At 63.8% G+C, this 21435-nt stretch carries 1 protein-coding gene and 1 pseudogene; both read right to left on the bottom strand.

From position 1 onward, the window contains the following. Positions 1 to 13: 13 nt before the first annotated feature. Positions 14 to 8314, bottom strand: coding sequence for a non-ribosomal peptide synthetase (locus C6Y56_RS11275; protein ID WP_169429923.1), 8301 nt, complete (start codon positions 8312 to 8314; stop codon positions 14 to 16). After that, a pseudogene (locus C6Y56_RS11270) lies at positions 8311 to 21309 on the bottom strand (amino acid adenylation domain-containing protein). Before C6Y56_RS11270 ends, C6Y56_RS11275 begins: the two are co-directional and overlap by 4 nt. Between the last annotated feature and the right edge of the window lie 126 nt (positions 21310 to 21435).

The raw sequence follows: 21435 nt of genomic DNA, 5'->3' as shown, positions 1-21435 counted from the left end.
ATAAAAGCTTCAATCAGGACAACACTTGACCCGCCGCCACCGTCAGCCCGTCATGCCACCACGCCGCAAGACTGAAGACGTTGGGCGCCTTGAGGATCGTGAAATGGTTGCCCGGGCCGTACCACACCGCCAGATCCCTGGCCTCGCGCTGCCAGCCTTCGAGCATCGCCGTCTGTTCGCGCCGGTTGCCCGAGGCGTCCAGGGTCGGGTCGTCCACCAGCGCCAGACGCACCGGCCCGGTATAGGCCAGCGCCGGTCGATAGACCGTACGCAGCGCCGTGGCGAAGGTGCGTACCGGCCCCTGCATCGCATCGACTGACGCACGTTCGGACAGCACACCCGCGCGCACCATCCCGTCATGCAGCAGGCGCATTTGCGTGCTGTCGTCGGCCTCGGCGAAGGCCAGCGCATCGATGCCCAGAGACTTGCCGCTGGACAACTGCAGCGACTCGATCAGCCGCAACATCGCCGCCGTCGTGGTATATGGCTTGCCCACCACACTGTTGCCGCCAGGTGATTCGCTGTCGATCAGGGTCAGGGACGCCACTTCGCGCCCCGCCGCCTGCAACTGCGCCGCCATGGCGTAAGCCACCCAGCCACCAAACGAATGCCCGATCAGATGCACCGGTCCCTGCGGGTACAACTGCTCAAGCGCCCGCAGGTAGAACGTGGCGGCGCTTTCGACCCTGCTGTGCGGCACGGTCGCGCCGTCGAGGCCTCGGGGTTGCAGCCCATGAATCGGCCACTCCGGCCCCAGCGCCTCGGTCAGGTGGATGAACCCGGTGACAGTGTCCCCGGCCCCCGGCACGCAGAAAATCGGTGCATGCCCGGTGTGACCGGTCTGAATCGTCAGGATCGGCTGATAAGCCGTTGGCGCTGGCGCGGTTGCCGTTTCCAGCGCCTGAGTCAGGGCCTGCCCCAGCGCCTGAACGTGCGGTGCTTTCATCATGCTCTGGTGATCGCCCGGAACATCAATGCAGTTCAGCTCCACACCTGGCAGTTCTTCAGCCCAACCGCACGTGGGGCTGAGTCGTGACATTGGCGCCGAACGCTCCCTGGCACGCAGCAGATGCAACGGCAGACCGATCGGGTTGATCCGGTAATGGGCCAACGCATGTCCGTGGGCCACCTCCCGGTCGAGGTAATGCCAGGCATCCGCCGACGCGACAGCTGCCAGCTCGGGTCTGAGCAGCTGTTGTTCGTGACAATGGTTGAACAAATCGGCGAACGCCCACTGCTCAAGTTCGGTCTGCAACACGGCCAGACGCGCCAGTGCTTGCTGCCCCTGGGTCTCACGCCCGGCCCAATGCGCCGTGCAATGCAAAAGCAATTGGCGCTTGTGCACATGTGCATCGTTCCACTGCGCCTTGTTCGGATCGGCCAGGCGCGGCACGTAGGTGTCGATCAGCCCGACGAACGCCACTGCCTCGTCCAACCCGAGCAGTTGCGACGCGATTTCATAAGCCAGCACACCACCGAACGACCAACCGGCAAGCCGATAGGGGCCGTGGGGTTGTCTGGCGCGGATCACCTCGACCAGCCGGGCTGCCAGGCACTCCATGGTGCGCAGTTGCGCGCTACCGGGATCGATACCCGGCAAGCCGTAAATCGGAAACTCGCCGCCGATGTGCATGCCCAGCGCCGGGAAATACAGGTCCTGACCACTGAACTCATGCACCAGGAACAACGGCGTGCCCCGGTCGCTTGCACGCACCACGATCACGCCGTCATGACGCCGCACAGCGTCATTGCGCTGGCACAACAGCGTGGCAGTAGCCTCGACAGTTGGATGCTGGAACAGCTCGGCCAACGAAACCGGCATGTCGGCCTTTTGCATCAGGTCGACGAGCCGCACCGCCAGCAGCGAATGCCCGCCCAGTTCGAAGAAGTTGTCATGGCGTCCTACCCGTCCGACTTGCAACACTTCAGCCCAGAGCCCGGCCAGAGACGCCTCAAGAGGATTGGCCGGCGCTTCGTAGTCACGAATGAGCAGCGCCTGATGTGTCGGTGCCGGCAACGCTTTACGATCGACCTTGCCGTTATTGTTCAGCGGCAGGCTCTCCAGCGCCACCCAGGCGGTCGGCACCATGTACTCCGGTAACCTGGCTTGCAGCAGTGCGCGCAGAGTAGCGCTCTGCAGTTCCGAATCGTGCGCGGTGTAATAGGCCACCAGCCGCGTTGGCTCCTGTTCGTCGCGTCGGGCCAGGACCACCGCTTCCTTGACGCCCGGACAGCTCAACAGGCGGTTTTCGATTTCCCCGAGCTCAATGCGGAAGCCGCGAATCTTCACCTGGTCATCGTTGCGGCCGATGCATTCCAGTCGCCCCGGCGCCTGCCAGCGCACCAGGTCGCCCGTGCGATACATCAAGGCTTGCGGATTGTCGCTGAACGGATCCCGGAGGAATTTCTCGGCACTGAGTTGAGGCCGATTCAAATAGCCCAGTGCAACCCCCTGACCGCCGATGTACAACTCGCCAGTGACGCCGAACGGCACCGGTTGTTGCCGGTCATCCAACACATATACGCGGGTATTGCCGATGGGGCCGCCAATCGAAACGCTGTCCGCATCCGGCGCCACCTCACGCACTTCGAAGGTGGTGGCGTACGTTGTGGTTTCGGTCGGGCCATAACAATGCACCAGGCGCAGGTCCGGCGCTTCGGCGAGCAGCTTTCGAAACGCCGCCGGATCACCACGCTCGCCACCGCACAGCAGGATGCGCAGCCCTTTGAGCGCCTCGGGAATCAATTGCACGTACTGATTGAACAACGCGGTGGTGACGAAGAGGATCGTCGCCCCGCAGCGCTCCAGTTCCCGACCGAATGCCTGCGGGTCGAGCAAGATCCCATGATCGATCACGGCCACCTGTCCACCGTTGAGCAAGGCGCCCCAGATGTCCATGGTGCTCGCGTCGAACGCCGGGTTCGACGCGAATGCCACCCGGTCACGCGGGTTGAAATCGGCATAGCCGCAATCGATCACAAGGCGTGTAATGCCTCGATGCGGCACCATGACCCCCTTCGGGGTGCCCGTGGAGCCCGAGGTGTACATGATGTACGCCAACGCCTCCGAGGACTGAGGCAGATCCGGGTTGTGCGAAGGACTCCCGGCAAGCGCCAGGGTATCCAGATCCATTCGCCGGACCGGGTAATCGATGGTCTGATCGCTGCCGGTCAACAGTGCGACCGCCTGACAATCCTGCACCATGAATGCCTGACGCTCGGCGGGTGCGTTGATGTCCACCGGCACATAGGCCGCCGCACACTTGATGATCGCCAACTGTGCGACCAGCAGCTCCAGAGAGCGTGGCAACAGAATCGCCACATGATCACCGGGCCGCACACCTTGAGCGATGAGATGATGAGCCAGGCAATTGGCGCTGTGGTTCAATTCTGCGTAACTCAACACCTGCGTCCCATGCACCGCAGCGACGGCTTGCGGATGCTCGGCGGCCTGCATCTCGAAGACCCGGTGCACGGTCAACACTTGCGGACAATCCCGCGCGGTGGCGTTGAATTCGTCGAGCAACTGCGTGCGTTCCTGATCCTCGATTATCTGCACGTGTTCCAGCACTGCCTGGTCGTTGTTGACCATGGCCTGCAACAAACGCTGGAAGTAACCGATATAGCGCCGCGCCGTTGCCTCATCGAAGAGCGCTGTGGCGTACTCCATCCAGCCATTTATCCCGTTGGGCGATTCACCCAGGGTCAGGGTCAGGTCGAACTTGGCGAAGTGACTCGGCTCGGCCACCGCTTCCAGGGTCAGATCCCCCAGCGCCAATACCGGCCCGTCGCTGTTGCGCCAGTTGAACATGGTCTGGAACAGCGGACTGTGGGCCAGGCTGCGGGCCGGTCGGGCGATTTCCACCACGTGCTCGAAGGGCAGGTCCTGATGGTCCTGGGCCTGCAAGGTCAGCGCCTTGACCCGTGCCAGCAACGCTTCGACGCTCAGCTCACCGGAGGTATCGATGCGTAACGCCAGGGTATTGACGAACAACCCGATCAGTCCCTCGATTTCGGCCCGCAAACGGTTGGCCACCGGTGAGCCGACCACGACGTCCGATTGCCCGGACAAACGACTGAGCAGCATCGCCCACGCGCACAGCATCGTCATGTACAGCGTCACGCCATGGCGCTGGCTCAAGGCTTTGAGCCCGGCGCTCAAGCGCTCGTCCAGGCATACTTCGACGCTGCTGCCGGCGTAATCCTGTTGCGGTGGTCGCGGTCGGTCGGCAGGCAACGTCAGCAAGACTGGCGCATCGGCCAGCGTGCGTTGCCAGTAGTCGCTCTGGCGCTGCAATACTTCCCCGCTCAGCCAGCGTCGCTGCCAGACGGCATAGTCGGTGTATTGCAATGTCAGCGGCGGCAAAGGGTCCTCCAGCCCTTGACTGAAAGCCTGATACAACGCCATCAGCTCGCGGGTCAGCACCTCCATCGACCAACCGTCGGAGATGATGTGATGCAAGGTGATCAGCAGCACATGGTGATCGTCGGCCAGACGCACCAGTCGCCCGCGAATCAACGGATCGTCCTGCAGGTCGAACGGGCCTGAAGCTTCCCCCTGAATCAGCGCCTGCAAGGCTTTGTCGGCCTGCGGGTGCTGGCGCAAGTCCTCGACACGCAGCAGCACGCCGCTGTCGGGCGGGGTAATCAGCACCTGGGCGTCGCCATTGCAGGGGGCGAAGCGGCTGCGCAGGCTTTCGTGCCGGGCGACAATCCGGGCCAGCGCCCGCTGTAGCGCATCGGCGTCGAGCACACCGCGCAGACGCAGGCCGATCGGAATGTTGTAAGCCGTGTTGGCACCTTCCATCTGTGCCAGAAACCAGAATCGCTGCTGGGAAAACGACAGCGGCAATACGCCTTCCCGTGGCACCGGCAGGATCGGCGGCTGCGTCGAGCGTCCGGCCCGGGCGAGCGACTGCGCCACCGACGTCAGGTCGGCATTGGCGAACAACTCGCCGAGCGCAAGCTCCACGCCCAGCCGCTGGCGCACTTGCGCAACCATGCGCATGGCCAGCAACGAATGTCCGCCCAACTCAAAGAAATGATCCTGACGCCCTATCCGCTCGACCTGCAGAACCTCGGCCCAGATCTGCGCCAGCGTGCATTCCAATTCGCCTTGCGGCGCCTCGTACTCGCGTGTGAGCAGCGCCGTGCGCTCCGGCAACGGCAGGGCCTTGCGATCGAGTTTGCCATTGGCGGTCAGCGGCAGGCTGTCGAGTCTGACGAACGCGACCGGCACCATGTACTCGGGCAACTGGCCCAGCAGATGCTCGCGCAGTTGCGCCACAGCCAGTGGCTGCACCTGGGCCTGCTCGGTGAAATAGGCCACCAGCCGTGGTTGTCCGGGCTCGTCTTCACGGGCCAGCAGCACCACTTCCTGAATGCCGGGGAGCTGCTGCAGACGGCTTTCGATTTCCCCCAGTTCGATGCGCATGCCGCGGATTTTCACTTGGTCATCGTTGCGCCCCAGGTATTCGATCGTCCCGTCCCGGCGCCAGCGGGCAAGGTCGCCGGTGCGATACATACGCGCATTCGGGCGTTGACTGAACGGGTCCGGCAGGAAGCGTTCAGCGGTCAGTTGCGCACGGTTCAAATAGCCGCGCGCTACGCCTCTGCCACCGATATACAGCTCGCCGGACACACCGATCGGCACCGGGCGCTGTTGGTCGTCGAGCAGATACACCGAGGTATTGCTCACCGGTTTACCGATGTGCAGCACCTCCCCCGCCTCGATCCGTCCGGACGTGGCAACGACGGTGGCTTCGGTCGGGCCATAGTTGTTGATCACATCGAAATGCTGATTGCGCGAAAACTGACGCAAGCGGTCGCCGCCGATCAGCAAGGTGCGCAATGTCGGGTGCTCGAGATGCCGACTGAAGGCGTATTCGGCGACGGGCGTCGGCAGGAAACTCACATCCAGCGGTTGCGCGCACCACCAGGCCAGCAGCCCGTCGACGTCTTCGCCGCCATCCTGAGCGGGCGCCAGGTGCAGGGTCGCGCCAACGGACAGAGCTGGCCAGACTTCCCAGGCCATCGCGTCGAAGCCGAACCCGGCCAGACTCGACGTATGGCGACCGGCGCACAGGTCAAAGGCGTTGCTGTGCCAGTCGACCAGATTGGCCAGTGTCTGATGTTCGACCATTACGCCCTTGGGCAAACCGGTGGAGCCCGAGGTGTAGATCACATAAGCCAGGTTCGCTTCGGACAGTCCCGGCACCAGCGGATTGGTGTCATTGCCTGAGCGCCAGGTGCAAGGGTCGAGATCGAGCACCGGCCGCTCCTGCGTCGGCAGCCGTGCGAGCAGGTCACGTGAGGTCAGGATCACCACCGGTGCGCAGTCACCCAGCAGATAATTCAAGCGTTCGGCCGGATGCGCGGGGTCGATCGGTACATACCCGGCGCCGGCCTTGAGGACTGCGAGCATTCCGGCCAGGGTGTCCAGTCCTCGACGGGCGACGATGGCTACCCGGTCATCCGGTCGCACGCCCAGATCGATCAAGCGATGCGCCAGAAGGTTGGCCTGGCGATTCAGTTCGTCGAACGTCAGTTGCTTGTCCAGGTGCACCGCCGCCAACGCTTGCGGTCGCGCGACGACCTGCGCCTCGAAGCGTTGATGAATCGTCTGTCCGCGAACGTATTCGACATTGCTGGCGTTGAACCCCGTCAACAGCTGTTCGCGCTCCGGGGCGGGCAACACCGACAGTTGGCTCAACGGCGTATCCGCCGCTTGCTCCAGCGTCTGCAACAGGTTTTCCATGGCACACAACATATAGCCGCAGATCCGCTGCGCCTCGACTTCACGGGTGGCCAGCAGCGTCAGGCTGAAGTGATCGCCAAAGTCATCGATGCTCAAGGTCAGCGGGTAATTGGTGCGTTCTTGCGCATGCAGGACGCTGATCCCCTCCCAGGCCGAGAGCGCTTCGGCACTGGCATTGGCACTCGAGGTGCTGTGCCGATAATTGAGCAGCGAATTGAACAGCGGCGATGACCCGACCACCCCGCTGCAGCGCTGGGCCAGCACCAGCGGGGCGTGCTCATGGCGCATCAGGCTGGTCAGACGTGCATGGGTGGCCTTCACCGACTCGCTTGCTGCCAGCGCGCTGACCTCGACCCGTAGCGGCAAGGTGTTGATGAAAATGCCCAGCGCGCGGTCGGTCGCCTCCGCCCCTTGCATCCGACCCATCAACACGGTACCGAACACAACAGCCGACTTTCCGGTGAGTGCATTGAGGACCTGCCCCCAGCCGAGATGGAACAGACTCGCGACACTCACACCGAGCGACCGGGCACTGGCTCGCAGGCGCTGCCCCAGCAGCGGGTCAAGTGGCACACCACATTCTTCGATGTCACTGCCATCGCCATGCACGCCTTGCAGACCGAACGGTAACGTCGGCTCGTCGATATCACCGAGCATCTCGCGGAAAAATGCCTCGTGCTCCGACTCGCTGATGCCTAGTCGCGCCTGGGCGACATAATTGCGAAACGGTACGGGCGGTCCCAGTCTGGCGCTCTGCCCTGACAGGCAAGCCTGCATTTCCTCGCTGACCACAGCGAGCGCCGAGTGATCCATCGCCATGTGGTGAAACAGCAATATGGCGACGATACGCCCGGCCTCTGCATCCCAGGCATGGGCCAGGCGCAATAGCGGCGCGCGAGTCACGTCGAGGCGAAAGTGCCGGGCGTCAAATCGCGCATGCAACTGTTCCAGGACATCGCCTTCAGCCGCATCGAGCTGCATTGCTTCCAAAGGCAACCCGACATTTCGCAGGACCACTTGCACCGGCGTGTCCAGTCCTTCCCAGACGATGGCGGTGCGCAGAATGTCGTGGCGCTGGATGACGGTCTGCAACGCCTGGACGAATGCCTCGAACCGCTCGAGTCCGCTGAACGCGAATTTCGCCTGCATCACATACGGATCACCCTGTGCAGCGCTCGCGTGGTGGTAGAGGATGCCCTCCTGCAACGGCGTCAGCGGATAGATGTCCTGGACATTGGCGCCGCCGCCAGGGATCTGCGCGACAATTTGATCGAGGGTGTCTTGGCTAAGGTCAACCAGCGTCAGCATCGCCGGGGTGATCCGTGTGGTGCCCGGTGAAATTGCATTGGCCGGCACTTCAACCTGCCCTTCCCGTGCGGCCGAGTAATCGCCCGCCTCGATCAGCTCGATCAATGCCGGCTTGTGCTCGCGCAACGCGGCCAGCAAACCCGGCTCACTCAGGGCCTGCTTGTTGCCATTGACCCGTAATTGCCCGTCCGTGATTGCCAACTGGATGTCTTTTGTCTTCAGTGTCGCCAACAGTTCATTCAGGTTCACAGGACGATCTCCATTCTTTCCGTGATGGCTGCATAACCAGCCAGAGTCGGTTGCTCGAACAACGTCCGGACATCGGCTTCGATACCTTCCTGTTGCAGACGCCCGATCAGATTGACTGCCAGCAACGAATGCCCACCCAGCTCAAAGAAATGGTCTTGCCGCCCGACGCGTTCGACTTTGAGCAATTCGCACCACAGTCGCGCAAGGAGGATTTCCATCTCGCCGACCGGCGCCTCGTATTCGCGGCGACTGACCGCAGCCTGATCCGGTGCCGGCAGCGCCTTGCGATCCACCTTGCCGTTGGGGCTCAGCGGCAGGCTGTCGAGCGCGACGAATGCCGACGGCACCATGTAATCGGGCAAGCGTGCCAGCAAGTGCTCGCGCAATGCCTCGATCCCCGGCTGACCGGCCTCGGCGTGCCAGGTGAAGTACGCCACCAGACGCTCCTCACGCACCAGCACCACGGCTTCGCGCAGGGCTGGATGGCTGAGCAACTGCGCTTCGATTTCACCCGGCTCCAGGCGCAGGCCACGCAGCTTGACCTGGAAGTCGTTGCGCCCGATGAATTCGAGCTGGCCATCGACGCGGTAGCGCACAAAGTCGCCCGTGGCGTACAACCGGTCGCCGGTCACGAACGGGCTCGGGATAAACCGTTCGGCCATCAATTGCGGCAGGCCCAGATAACCCCGCGCAACCCCGGCACCGCCAATGAACAACTGACCGATGACCCCCATCGGCACCGGCCGCTCGGCGGCATCCAGTACATACAAACGGGTGTTGTTGATCGGCCGTCCGATCGGCAACGCGCTGTCCGGCACCGGCATCGACGGCTCCAGCGTCCACACCGTGCTGTCGACCGTCGCTTCGGTCGGGCCGTAGACGTTGTGCAAACGCACTTGCGGCAAGCGCTCGCGCACAAGACGAGCCAGCGCCGGCGTCAGGTCGCCGCCGCCACAGAACACGTCGGTGAGACTGCTGCACTGGCTGACGTCGTCCTGCTCGAGGAACTGTTGCAACAGCACCGGCACGAACTGGACCACGCCGATCCGCTGCTCGCGAATCACCCGCGCCAGATACGCTGGCTCGCGGTGCCCGTCAGGACGCGCCAGCACCAGACGCAGTCCGGTACTCAATGGCCAGAACAGCTCCCAGACCGAGGCATCGAAACTGAACGGGGTTTTCTGCAACAGGGCACCGTCCGTCACGGCGGGACACAGCTGCGAACTCCAGTGCAACAGGTTGCCCACGCCGCGATGCTCGACCATCACGCCTTTCGGCGCCCCGGTCGAACCGGAGGTGTAGATCACGTAGGCCAGGTTCGAAGCGCTCAGGCCCGGCACTTGCGGGTTGTCATCCGGGTTGCATGTCCAGTGCGCCTGATCCAGGTCGATCACCAGCGCGGCGCTTTCGTCGAGCAATGCACGAGTCGCCCCGTGCACCAGCACCGCCACAGGGGCGCTGTCCTTGAGCATGTAATCCAGACGTTCCGCCGGGTACGCCGGGTCCAGCGGCACATAGGCGCCGCCGGCCTTGAGAATGCCGAGCAGACCGACGATCAGTTCCAGCCCACGCTCGACACAGATCGCCACCCGCGAATCCGGCCCCACGCCCAGTTCGCGCAGGTGATGCGCCAGACGGTTGGCCTGAGCGTTGAGTTTGGCGTAGGTCAGTTGCCGTACACCGGCCTGCAACGCGATGGCTTGCGGCGTACGTTGGACTTGCGCTTCGAACAGCCCGTGAACGGTTTGCTCCAGATTGTCTGCGGTGCCGGTGGCGTTGAGGTCGTACAGCACTCGCTGACGTTCTGCGCCTTCAAGGATCGGCAAGCGGTTCAGCGGCTGATCCGGTGCTTGTTCAAGGGCGTCCGCGAGTTTCTCCAACGCGGTCTGCATGTAGTCGCAGATGCGTTGCGAACCGATGCTCGCAGGGGTCATGGCGGTGAGCACAAATCCGCTGCCCAGATCATCGACGCCCAGGCTCAGCGGATAGTTGGTGCGTTCTTCGCTGCTCAGGGTCTCGATACCCTGCCAGGCCTGACGGACGCTTTGCTGTTGCGCCTCGTCGGCGCTGTGCCGGTAGTTGAGCATCGAACTGAACAGCGGCGACGGCGCGGCCACACCGCTGCAACGCTGGGCCAGCGCCAGTGACGCGTGTTCATGGCCGAGCAGCGCACTGAGCCGCGCATGCGTCGCCCGAGCGCCTTCGCGCACCGGGGTTGCCCCCAGATCGACCCGCAGCGGCAAGGTATTGATGAACATCCCCAGCGCCCGGTCGGCACCCTCACCGCCCTGCATCCGGCCCATCAGCACCGTGCCGAACACCACCCGCTCCTGACCCGACGTCGCCGCCAGCACCTGGGCCCACGCGAGGTGGAACAGACTCGCCACGCTGATGCCCAGTTGCCGGGCCAGGCTGCGCAGACGCTGGCTGGTTATGGCGGTCAGCGCCTGTTGCGTTTCCTCGATGTCGCGACCGTCGCCTTGTACATCCTGCAAGCCGAACGGCAGGGTCGGCTCGTCGATGTCGCCGAGCATTTCCCGAAAGAACGCTTCGTGCTCCTGCTCGCTGACACCCAGCCGCGCCTGCGCCACGTAGTTGCGGTAAGGCACGGCCGCCTTCAGCGAAGCTTCATGCCCTTGCAGGCAGGCGAGCATTTCGTGCTGTACCACGTCCAGCGCGGTGTGATCGAGCACGAGATGGTGGAACAACAACATCGCGACTACCCGGTCGTGAGCCGGATCACGGGCATACACCAGACGCAACAATGGCGCCTGTCTGATGTCGAGGCGGTAGTGCCGGGCATCGAAATGCTCGTGCAACTGCTCGAGGATGTCGCCATCCGCCGGATCGAGCACGATCGCCTGCACCGGCAGGTCTGCGTGACGCCACACCACTTGCATCGGTTCGGCCAGTTTCTGCCAGACCACCGCCGTACGCAGGATGTCGTGACGCGCAATGACCTGGCGCAGCGCCGCAACAAAGCTGTCGAGCCGCTCGAGACTGTCGAAGGCCAGCCGCGATTGCAGCAGGTACGGGTCACCCTGCTCCGCGCTCAAGTGGTGATAGAGGATGCCTTCCTGCAACGGCGCCAGCGGATAAATATCCTGCACGTTGGCAGTGCCACCCGGCACCGTGGCAACGATCCGGTCGATGCTTGGCTGATCCAGTTCGGTCAGGCTCAGCAACTCCGGAGTGATGCGGGTGCAGTCGGCAGGAATGCGGTTGGCAGGCACTTCGATTTCGCGACCGCTGCCCACCGCCGCGGCCAGTGCAGCCAGCGTTGGCTGGCTAAACAGCACGCGCACGTCAGTGTTGAGGCCGATCTGGCGCAGGCGTTCGATCAGGCTGACCGCCAGCAACGAGTGGCCGCCCAGTTCGAAGAAGTTGTCGTGGCGACCGACTTTTTCCAGCTTCAGGACGTCAGCCCAGATCTGCGCCAGCGCGGCTTCCACCGGGCCTTGCGGGGCTTCGTATTCACGGCGGAGCCAGGCGCTTTGATCCGGTTCCGGCAAGGCCTTGCGGTCGAGTTTGCCGTTGGCGGTCAGCGGCAAGGCGTCGAGTCGCACGTAGGCGGGCCGGGATCAGGGCTTGCGGCAATCGGGTTTGCAGATGATTGCGCAGGGCTTCGATATCGGTCGGCGCACGCTCGGTGAACCACACCAGCAACTGGCCGTCGCGCACCAGCGCTACTGCGTCCTGCACCGCGGGATGGCTGGCCAGCGCCGCTTCGATTTCCCCAGTTCAACCCGCACACCGCGCAGTTTCACCTGATCGTCGTTGCGGCCCACGTACTCGATGTTGCCGTCCGCCCGCCAGCGCGCGAGGTCGCCGGTGCGGTACATGCGCCCTTCGTTGAACGGATCATTCAGGAAGCGTTCGGCAGTCAGATCGGGACGGTTCAGGTAGCCCCGCGCCACACCGGCGCCGGCGACGTACAACTCGCCCGTCACCCCCACAGGCACCGGACGTTGCTGGTCATCCAGCAGGTAGATGCGGGCGTTGGCCATCGGCCGGCCGATGTGCAGCGGTTGACCCACTTCAACCGGGCCGGAGGTGGCGACCACCGTGGCTTCGGTCGGGCCGTAGTTGTTGATCACCGCGAAGGTCTGCGCACGGTTGAACTGACGCAGTTTGTCGCCACCGATCAACAAGGTACGCAGGGTCGGGTGTTGCAGCACGCGGCTGAAGGCATATTCGGCCACCGGCGTCGGCAGGAAACTCACCTGCAACGGCTGCGCTCGCCACCAGTCGAGCAGTTCGTCCAGGTGCTCGTTGCTCACCGTTTCCGGCGGCAGGTGCAACGTCGCACCGACGCACAGCGCCGGCCAGACTTCCCAGGCCATCGCATCGAAACCGAAACCGGCAACGCTGGCGGTGTGGCTGCCGGCGTGCAGGTCGAAGGCTTCGGCGTGCCAGTGCACAAGGTTTTCCAGGGTCGCGTGTTCGACCATCACGCCTTTCGGCTGGCCGGTGGAGCCCGAGGTGTAGATCACGTAGGCCAGGTTGTCCGGCGTAAAATCGGCGACCTGCAGATCAGCAACCGACAGGCCTGACCAGGTTTCATGGGCGAGATCAATCACCGGTACGCCAGCCTGATCAGACAGTGCTGCGTCGCGAACCAGTACCACCCTCGGCGTACTGTCGGCCAGCATGTAAGCGATGCGCTCGGGTGGATAAGCCGGGTCGACCGGTACATAAGCGGCGCCGGCCTTGAGGATCGCCAGCAAGCCGACCAGCATGTCCGGGCTGCGTTTGAGACAGATCGCCACTCGCGTCTCGGTGGTGACACCCAGCCCCTGCAGATGATGGGCCAGGCGATTGGCGCGCTGGTTCAACTGCCTGAACGTCAGGCGCTGCGTGCCCGCCTGAACCGCCACGGCATCCGGCGTGCGCGCAACCTGCGCTTCGAACAGACGATGAACACCTTGCGCTGAAGGGTAATGCGCGGCGCTGGCATTGAAGTCGCCAAGCAGCTGCGCGCGCGCCGCCGCTGACAGCACGTTAAGACGTTCAAAGGCCTGTCCGGGGTTGTCAGCCAACGCTGTCGCCAGCTCCGTCAGAGCGGTGTGCATCAGCTCGCAGACCCGCTGCGCCCCCACATGATCCGGAGTCAGCACCGACAGGTTGAAGCCATCGCCCTGGTCATTGATGCTGAGGGTCAGCGGATAATTCGTGCGGCCGTCCTGGGCCAGGAATTCGATGCCTTGCCAGACCTGATCAACCGTCTGTCGCGCAGCGTCGTGGCCGCTGTGTCGATAGTTGAGTACCGCGCTGAACAGCGGTAAAGGGGCGGCCACGGCGCTGCAACGCTGAGCCAGGGCCAGCGACGCATGTTCGTGTCCCAGTAAAGCCGCCAGCCGCTCATGAACCGTGCGAACCGCTTCACTCACACGCTGTCCGTCTACCTGCACGCGCAGTGGCAAGGTGTTGATGAACATCCCCAATGCCCGATCCGCGCCCTCGCCGCCTTGCATGCGCCCCAGCAGCACCGTGCCGAACACAACGTCCCGGCGTCCGGAGGTCGCCGCCAGCACCCGTGCCCAGGCGAGATGAAACAGGCTCGCGACGCTGACCCCGAATTGCCGCGCCTGGCGGCGCAGGTGCCGATTCAGTTCCAGCGGCAGGGCCAGCGAATACTCCTCGATGTTGCGGCCATCGCCCTGTACGTCCTGCAAGCCGAATGGCAGGGTCGGCTCGTCAATATCACCGAGCATTTCGCGAAAGAAGGTTTCGTGTTCTTCCTCGCTGATGCCCTGGCGGGCCTGATGGACGTAGTTGCGGTACGGCGCGGCGGGCGGCAAAGACTCAATCTGCCCCGGCAGATACACCTGCATGTCCCGGCGAACCACCTCCAGCGCCGTGTGATCCAGCACGACGTGATGGAACAACAGAACGCCTGCCACCCGGCCATGCAGCGGATCCTCGGCATACATCAGACGGATCAGCGGTGCCTGACCGAGGTCGAGGCGAAAATCCCGGGCATCGAACCGTGCGCGCAACTGATGGAGGATATCGCCGTCCAGCGGACTCAGAGCCACCGATTGAACCATCAGCGCGGCCTCTCGCCACACCACTTGCTGCGGGCTCGGCAACCCTTCCCACACCAGGCTGGTGCGCAGGATGTCGTGACGCGCAATCACCTTTTGCAAGGCGTTGGCAAAAGCGTGCAAGCGCTCGACGCTGGCAAAGGCCAGACATGACTGTAATAAGTAGGGATCGCCCTCGGCGGCGCTCAGGTGGTGGTAAAGAATGCCTTCCTGTAACGGCGCCAGCGGATAAATGTCCTGCACGTTGGCGGCGCCGCCGGGCACGGTGGCAACGATCCGGTCAATGCTGGCCTGATCCAGCTCGGTCAGGCTCAGCAACTCCGGGATGATGTGGGTGCAGCCGGCCGGAATGCGATTGGCCGGCACTTCGACTTCACGACCGCTGCCCACCGCCGCGGCCAGCGCTGCCAGGGTCGGCTGGCTAAACAGCACGCGCACGTCAGTGTTGAGGCCGATCTGGCGCAGGCGTTCGATCAGGCTGACCGCCAGCAACGAGTGGCCGCCCAGTTCGAAGAAGTTGTCGTGGCGACCGACCTTTTCCAGCTTCAGGACATCGGCCCAGATCTGCGCCAGCGCAGATTCCACCGGGCCTTGCGGGGCTTCGTATTCACGGCTGAGCCAGGCGCTTTGATCCGGTTCCGACAAGGCCTTGCGGTCGAGTTTGCCGTTGGCGGTCAGCGGCAAGGCGTCGAGTCGCACGTAGGCGGCCGGGATCAGGGCTTGCGGCAATCGGGTTTGCAGATGATTGCGCAGGGCTTCGATATCGGCCGGTGCACGCTCGGTGAACCACACCAGCAACTGGCCGTCGCGCACCAGCGCTACTGCGTCCTGCACTGCCGGATGGCTGGCCAGCGCTGCTTCGATTTCCCCCAGTTCAACCCGCACACCGCGCAGTTTCACCTGATCGTCGTTGCGGCCCAGGTATTCGATATTGCCGTCCGCTAACCAGCGTGCGAGGTCGCCGGTTCGGTACATGCGCCCTTCGTTGAACGGATCATTCAGGAAGCGCTCGGCGGTCAGATCGGGACGGTTCAGGTAGCCCCGCGCCACACCGGCGCCGGCGACGTACAACTCGCCCGTCACACCTACTGGCACGGGGCGTTGCTGGTCATCCAGCAGATAGATGCGGGCGTTGGCCATCGGCCGGCCGATGTGCAGCGGTTGACCCACTTCAACCGGGCCGGACGTGGCGACCACCGTGGCTTCGGTCGGGCCGTAGTTGTTGATCACCGCGAAGGTCTGCGCACGGTTGAACTGACGCAGCTTGTCGCCACCGATCAGCAACGTGCGCAGGGTCGGGTGTTGCAGCTCGCGGCTGAAGGCGTATTCGGCCACCGGCGTCGGCAGGAAACTCACCTGCAACGGCTGCGCTCGCCACCAGTCGAGCAGTTCGTCCAGGTGCTCATTGCTCACCGATTCCGGTGGCAGGTGCAACGTCGCCCCGACGCACAACGCCGGCCAGACTTCCCAGGCCATCGCATCAAAGCCGAACCCGGCAACGCTGGCGGTGTGGCTGCCGGCGTGCAGGTCGAAGGCTTCGGCGTGCCAGTGCACAAGGTTTTCCAGGGTCGCGTGTTCGACCATCACGCCTTTCGGCTGGCCGGTGGAGCCCGAGGTGTAGATGACGTAGGCCAGATGCTCGGGGGTCAGGTCCGGCAACTGTGGATTGCTGTCCGGCAGATGCTGCCAGGCGTCACTGTCAAGATTGATCACCGGCACGGCGCCCAGCAGATCGCGAGTGGCCGTCTGTGCCAGTACCGCCACCGGATCGCTGTCCTGCAACAGATAAGTGATCCGTTCTGCCGGATGTGCCGGATCGACCGGTACATAACCGGCGCCAGCCTTGAGGATCGCCAGCAGCCCGACCAGCATCTGCGGACCCCGCTGCACGCAGAGCGCGACGCGATCGTCCGGTTGCACGCCGAGACCGATCAGGTGATGGGCCAGGCGGTTGGCGCGGCGGTTCAACCCGTCGTAGCTCAGACGTTGCCCGCCCTGCACCATTGCCACAGCGTCGGGTTGGATCGCCGCTCGCGCTTCAAACAACTGGTGCACAACATGACCGTGGGCAAAGTCGCGACCGGTGATATTGAAACCGACCAGCACGCGCTGGCGTTCGGCCGCCGACAGAATCGCCACCTGATTCAATGGCGCATGGCGATCCTGTTCCAGCGCGCTCAGCAAATTGTCCAACGCCGTTTGCAGATAATCGCAGACCCGCGCGCCATCCACTTCGTGCACTGCCTGTACAGACAGCCGGAAACCCTGTCCAAGGTCATCGACGCTGACCACCAGCGGATAGTTGCTGCGCTCACGAGAATCGAGAATCCGGATGCCCTCCCATCCCGGCGTAGCCGTCTGTTGCGCGCTGTGGCGATAGTTGAGCAAGGTATTGAACAGCGGTTCTGAACCCGTCACGCCACTGCAACGTTGAGCCAGCATCAGCGGCGCCTGCTCATGCACCAGCAGTTGCGCCAGACGCTCGTGGGTCGCCCTGACACCCGCCTCCACCGCCGTCGCCCCGACATTGACCCGCAGCGGCAGCGTGTTGATGAACATACCCAAGGAACGGTCGGCGCCCTCTCCACCCTGCATGCGCCCCAGCAGCACCGTGCCGAATACCACCTCCTCGCGCCCGCAGATCTGGGCAAGGACCTGGGCCCAGGCCTGATGCACCAGACTCGCAACGCTGATGCCCAGCGTGCGGGCCTGTTGGCGCAGGCGCCCGGCAAGATGCTCATCCAGTGCCAGTTCGCTGTCCACGATGTTTGTGCCATCGCCGAGTACGTCTCGCAGGCCGAACGCCAGGGTCGGTTCAACGATGTCGCCGAGCATGTCGCGAAAGAACGCTTCATGTGCCCCGGTATTCGAACCGAGACGGGCCTGAGCGACATAGTTGCGGTATTGCACGGGGGGCGGCAGCGCGTCGACTTGCCCGTCAAGGGCGTCGCTCATCTCGGCCACCAACACCTCAAGCGCGGTGTGATCGAGCACGATGTGGTGCAACAGCAGGATTGCGACCCAGCGGTTTTGCAACGGGTCTTCGGTGTAGGCGAAGCGCATCAACGGCGCACGCTGCAAGTCCAGGCGATAGTGTCGCGGATCGAAGTGTGCCTGCATTTGCTGCAACACATCACCGTCCTGCGGATCGGCATCCACCCGCTCCAGTGCCAGCGGCGCCGTACGCCACACCACTTGCACTGACTCGTCGAGGTTTTCCCTGACCACACTGGTACGCAGGATGTCGTGCCGGGTGATGACGCTGTTCAATGCGCGGACGAACGCCTTGATCTGCGCCAGTCCGTCGAAGGCGAACTGCGCTTGCAACACGTACGGGTCACCGTCGGCAATGGCCAGATGGTGATAGAGGATGCCCGCCTGCAACGGTGCCAGGGCATAGATGTCCTGCACGTTGTCGATACCGCCCTCGACGGTCTCAACGATACGGTCGATGGCCGCTTGATCCAGCGTGGCCAGCGGCAGCATGTCCGGGGTGATGCGGGTGCAACCGGGTTCGATGCGATTGGCCGGGACGCTGAACGTGGAGGTCCTACCGAGCGTCGCCGCGAGTGCCGCCACGCTCGGCTGGCCGAACAGCACACGGACGTCGCACTGCATGTCCTGCTGACGCATGCGCTCGATCAGCTTCACCGCCAGCAGCGAATGACCGCCCAGCTCGAAGAAATTGTCATGCCTGCCCACCCGGTCCAGCCCGAGCAAGGTCTGCCAGATCACGGCGATGCGGGTTTCGATTTCGCCAAGCGGTGCTTCAAACGCCCGCCGGGCGAAGGCTTCGTTGTCAGGCTGCGGCAACGCCCGGCGATCGAGTTTGCCATTGGCCGTCAGCGGGAAGGCATCAAGGCGCACGAACGCGCCCGGCACCATATGCTCGGCCAGCGAGGCCAGCAGGTGATCGCGCAGTTGAGCAACGCTCGGTTCGACACCTTCGGCGGCCAGCCAGTAGGCCACCAGACGCGTGTCGCCGGGGCTGTCCTCGCGGGCTATCACTACCGCATCGCGCACGCCGTCGCAGGCGGCAAGACGTGCCTGGATCTCGCCAAGTTCGATACGGAAACCACGGATTTTCACCTGGTCATCGTTGCGTCCCAGGTATTCAAGTTCGCCGTCCACCGTCCAGCGTGCCAGATCGCCGGTCCTGTACAAACGCGCTTCGGCATGCCCGCTGAACGGATCGGCGATGAAGCGCTCGGCAGTCAACGCCTCACGATTCAGATACCCTCGGGCAACCCCGGCGCCGCCCACGTACAACTCACCGGTCACCCCGGCCGGCACCGGTTCCCGCCGGGCATCGAGGACGTACAGCTGCAGGTCGGGAATGCGCACGCCGATCGGGCTGCTGGCGGTCAATTGCGCATCTGCCGCCACCAGCGGTCGATAGGTCACATGCACCGTGGTTTCGGTGATGCCATACATATTCACCAGCCGGGTGCCGGCGTTGCCGATCCGCGCGTACCAGGGTCTGAGCGATCCCGGATCGAGCGCCTCACCGCCAAAAATCACTTCGCGCAGCGAATGCTGCAACGGGCTGCGGCCCTGGGCAGCGATCAACTGACGGAACGCGCTCGGCGTCTGGTTGAGTACGGTGACACCCGTGCGGCAGAGCAACGCGTAACACTCGTCCGGCGAGCGGCTGATGTGTTGCGGCACCACCAGCAACTGACCGCCGTAAGCCAGCGCGCCCCAGATTTCCCAGACCGAGAAGTCAAAGGCAAACGAGTGGAACAACGCCCAGACGTCTTGCGCACTGAACCGGAACCAGTCGTGGGTCGCGCCAAACAGACGTGCCACGTTGCGGTGCTCGACCATCACGCCTTTGGGCAGCCCGGTGGAACCCGAGGTGTAGATCACGTAGGCCAGATGCGCCGGATTCAAGTCCGGGATCTGTGGATTGGACTCCGGTTCATTTTGCAAACCTTGGTCGTCAAGGTCGATCTGCGGCACGGAGAGCCCGGCAATCCGATCCAGAGTCGCGGCCTGCATCAGCACCGCCACCGGCGCACTGTCTTGCAGGGTGAAGGTGATGCGCTCCAGCGGATAAGCCGGATCGATCGGCACGTAACCGGCACCCGCCTTGAGCACACCGAGCAGGCCGACGATCATTTGCGGGCCGCGCTCGACGCAGATCGCTACCCGGTCATCCGGACGAATGCCAAGGGCGAGCAAACGATGGGCCACCTGGTTGGTCTGTCGGTTGAGTGCTCCATAGCTGTAAGTACGGCCCTCGAACAGCAACGCAACCGCCTCGGGCCGATTGTGCGCATGCGCTTCGAATTGCTGATGGATCAAAGGCGTGTCGGGAAACGTTGCCTTCGGTGAGTTGACGCCATACAGCCAGTGTTCACGCTCGGCGGGCGGCAGTATGTTCAAGCTGTGCAATGCGGCTTGCGGGTTGTTCTGCAACGCATCGACGAGACTGTCGAGTGCCGTGCGCAGGTAACCGGCGATTCGTGAGGCACCCAGCGCCACATCGGCCAGCACCGTGATGCGCAGGTCCTGACCGAGGTCATCGATGTTGACGGTCAGCGGGTAATTGGTGCGCTCGCGGGCGCCCAGTACCTGCACCCCCGGTGACAGCTCGATCACCTCGGCGACTTCCTCCACGCTGCTGTGGCGGTAGTTGAGCATGGCGCTGAACAGCGGCGTCGGTACCGCCACGGCGCTGCAACGCTGGGCCAGTGCCAGGGACGCCTGCTCATGGGCGAGCAGCGCGGTCAGGCGCCGGTGCGTCGCCAGCACGCCGTCATGAACGCTCGACGCGCCGACATCCACCCGCAAAGGCAAGGTATTGATGAACATCCCCAATGCCTGTTCAACACCGTCAGCCGCGTTCATCCGTCCCAACAGAACGGTGCCGAACACCACCGCCGAGCGCCCGCACAGTTGCCCAAGCACTCGCGCCATGGCCAGGTGCATCAGGCTCGCCACGCTCACGCCCGATTGTCGCGCCAGGATACGCAGGCGCTGGCTCAGATCGCTGTCGAGCATGCACGAGACTTCCTCGATGCCCTGTCCGTCACCTTGTACGTCGTGCAAGCCACCGGGCAGTGTCGGCTCGTCGATGTCGCCGAGCATCTCGCGGAAAAAGTCTTGATGCGCTTGCTCATCCGACCCCAGGCGCGCCCTCGCCAGATGATCGCGAAATGGCACCGCCCTCGCGACGTCGGCGTCGCGGCCGGACAGATAGGCCTGAATTTCCCGGCGCACCACATCGAGCGCGACGTGATCCATGATCATGTGATGGAACAGCAACAACGCGACCACCCGGTCGTTGGCCGGATCCTCGGCGAACACCAGCCGCAACAACGGGGCCTGTCGCAGGTCGAGGCGAAAGTATTGCGGGTCGTGGCGTGCCAGCAATTGCGCGAGGATGTCCTCGCGGTCATTCAGATCGACTTCCTCACAGACCAGCGGGGCTTCACGCCAGACCACCTGCACAGGTTCGTCCAGATGCTCCCAGAGGATGGAGGTGCGCAAAATGTCATGGCGCTCGATCACCCGACGCAACGCTTCGGTGAATGCCTCCAGCCGTTCGCGACTGTCGAACGTGAACCGCGCCTGCGACACATAGGGATCACCCTCGGGTGCGGAGAGATGGTGATACAACAGCCCCTCCTGCAACGGTGCCAGCGGATAAATGTCCTGCACATTCGCCACGCCACCCGGCACCGTGGCAACGATACGGTCGATGGCCGGCTGATCCAGCTGCACCAGCGGCAGCATGTCCGGGGTGATGCGCAGCGCCGGGCTCGACCAGTCGCCGCCGTGGCTCGCCACCAGTTCCAGCAACTGCGCCTTGTGTTTGGCGAGGCTGTCCCACAACGCATCGTCCAGTGCGTCGTCATCGCCCAGAATGACCAGGTCTTCATCGTCCTGTTGAAGGCGGATCGCATGGGTGGAAATAACGGCCATCAGCTCGCGAAATTGCATGGGGGTAACCTGCTGTAAATTCAGAAAAAAGGAGCGCGCAGCGGCGAGTCCGTACGGCTGCGCGCAGCCTGGAAAAGCTAAAACATCGGGGCCTGGGTGGCTGACATGGGAAGCGGGGACAAGCCC

It is taken from the genome of Pseudomonas fluorescens, from assembly GCF_012974785.1.
GTDB classification, from domain to species: domain Bacteria; phylum Pseudomonadota; class Gammaproteobacteria; order Pseudomonadales; family Pseudomonadaceae; genus Aquipseudomonas; species Aquipseudomonas fluorescens_BT.
Note: the sequence above shows the minus strand (reverse complement) of the source record. Positions and strands in the feature narration are given on the sequence as shown.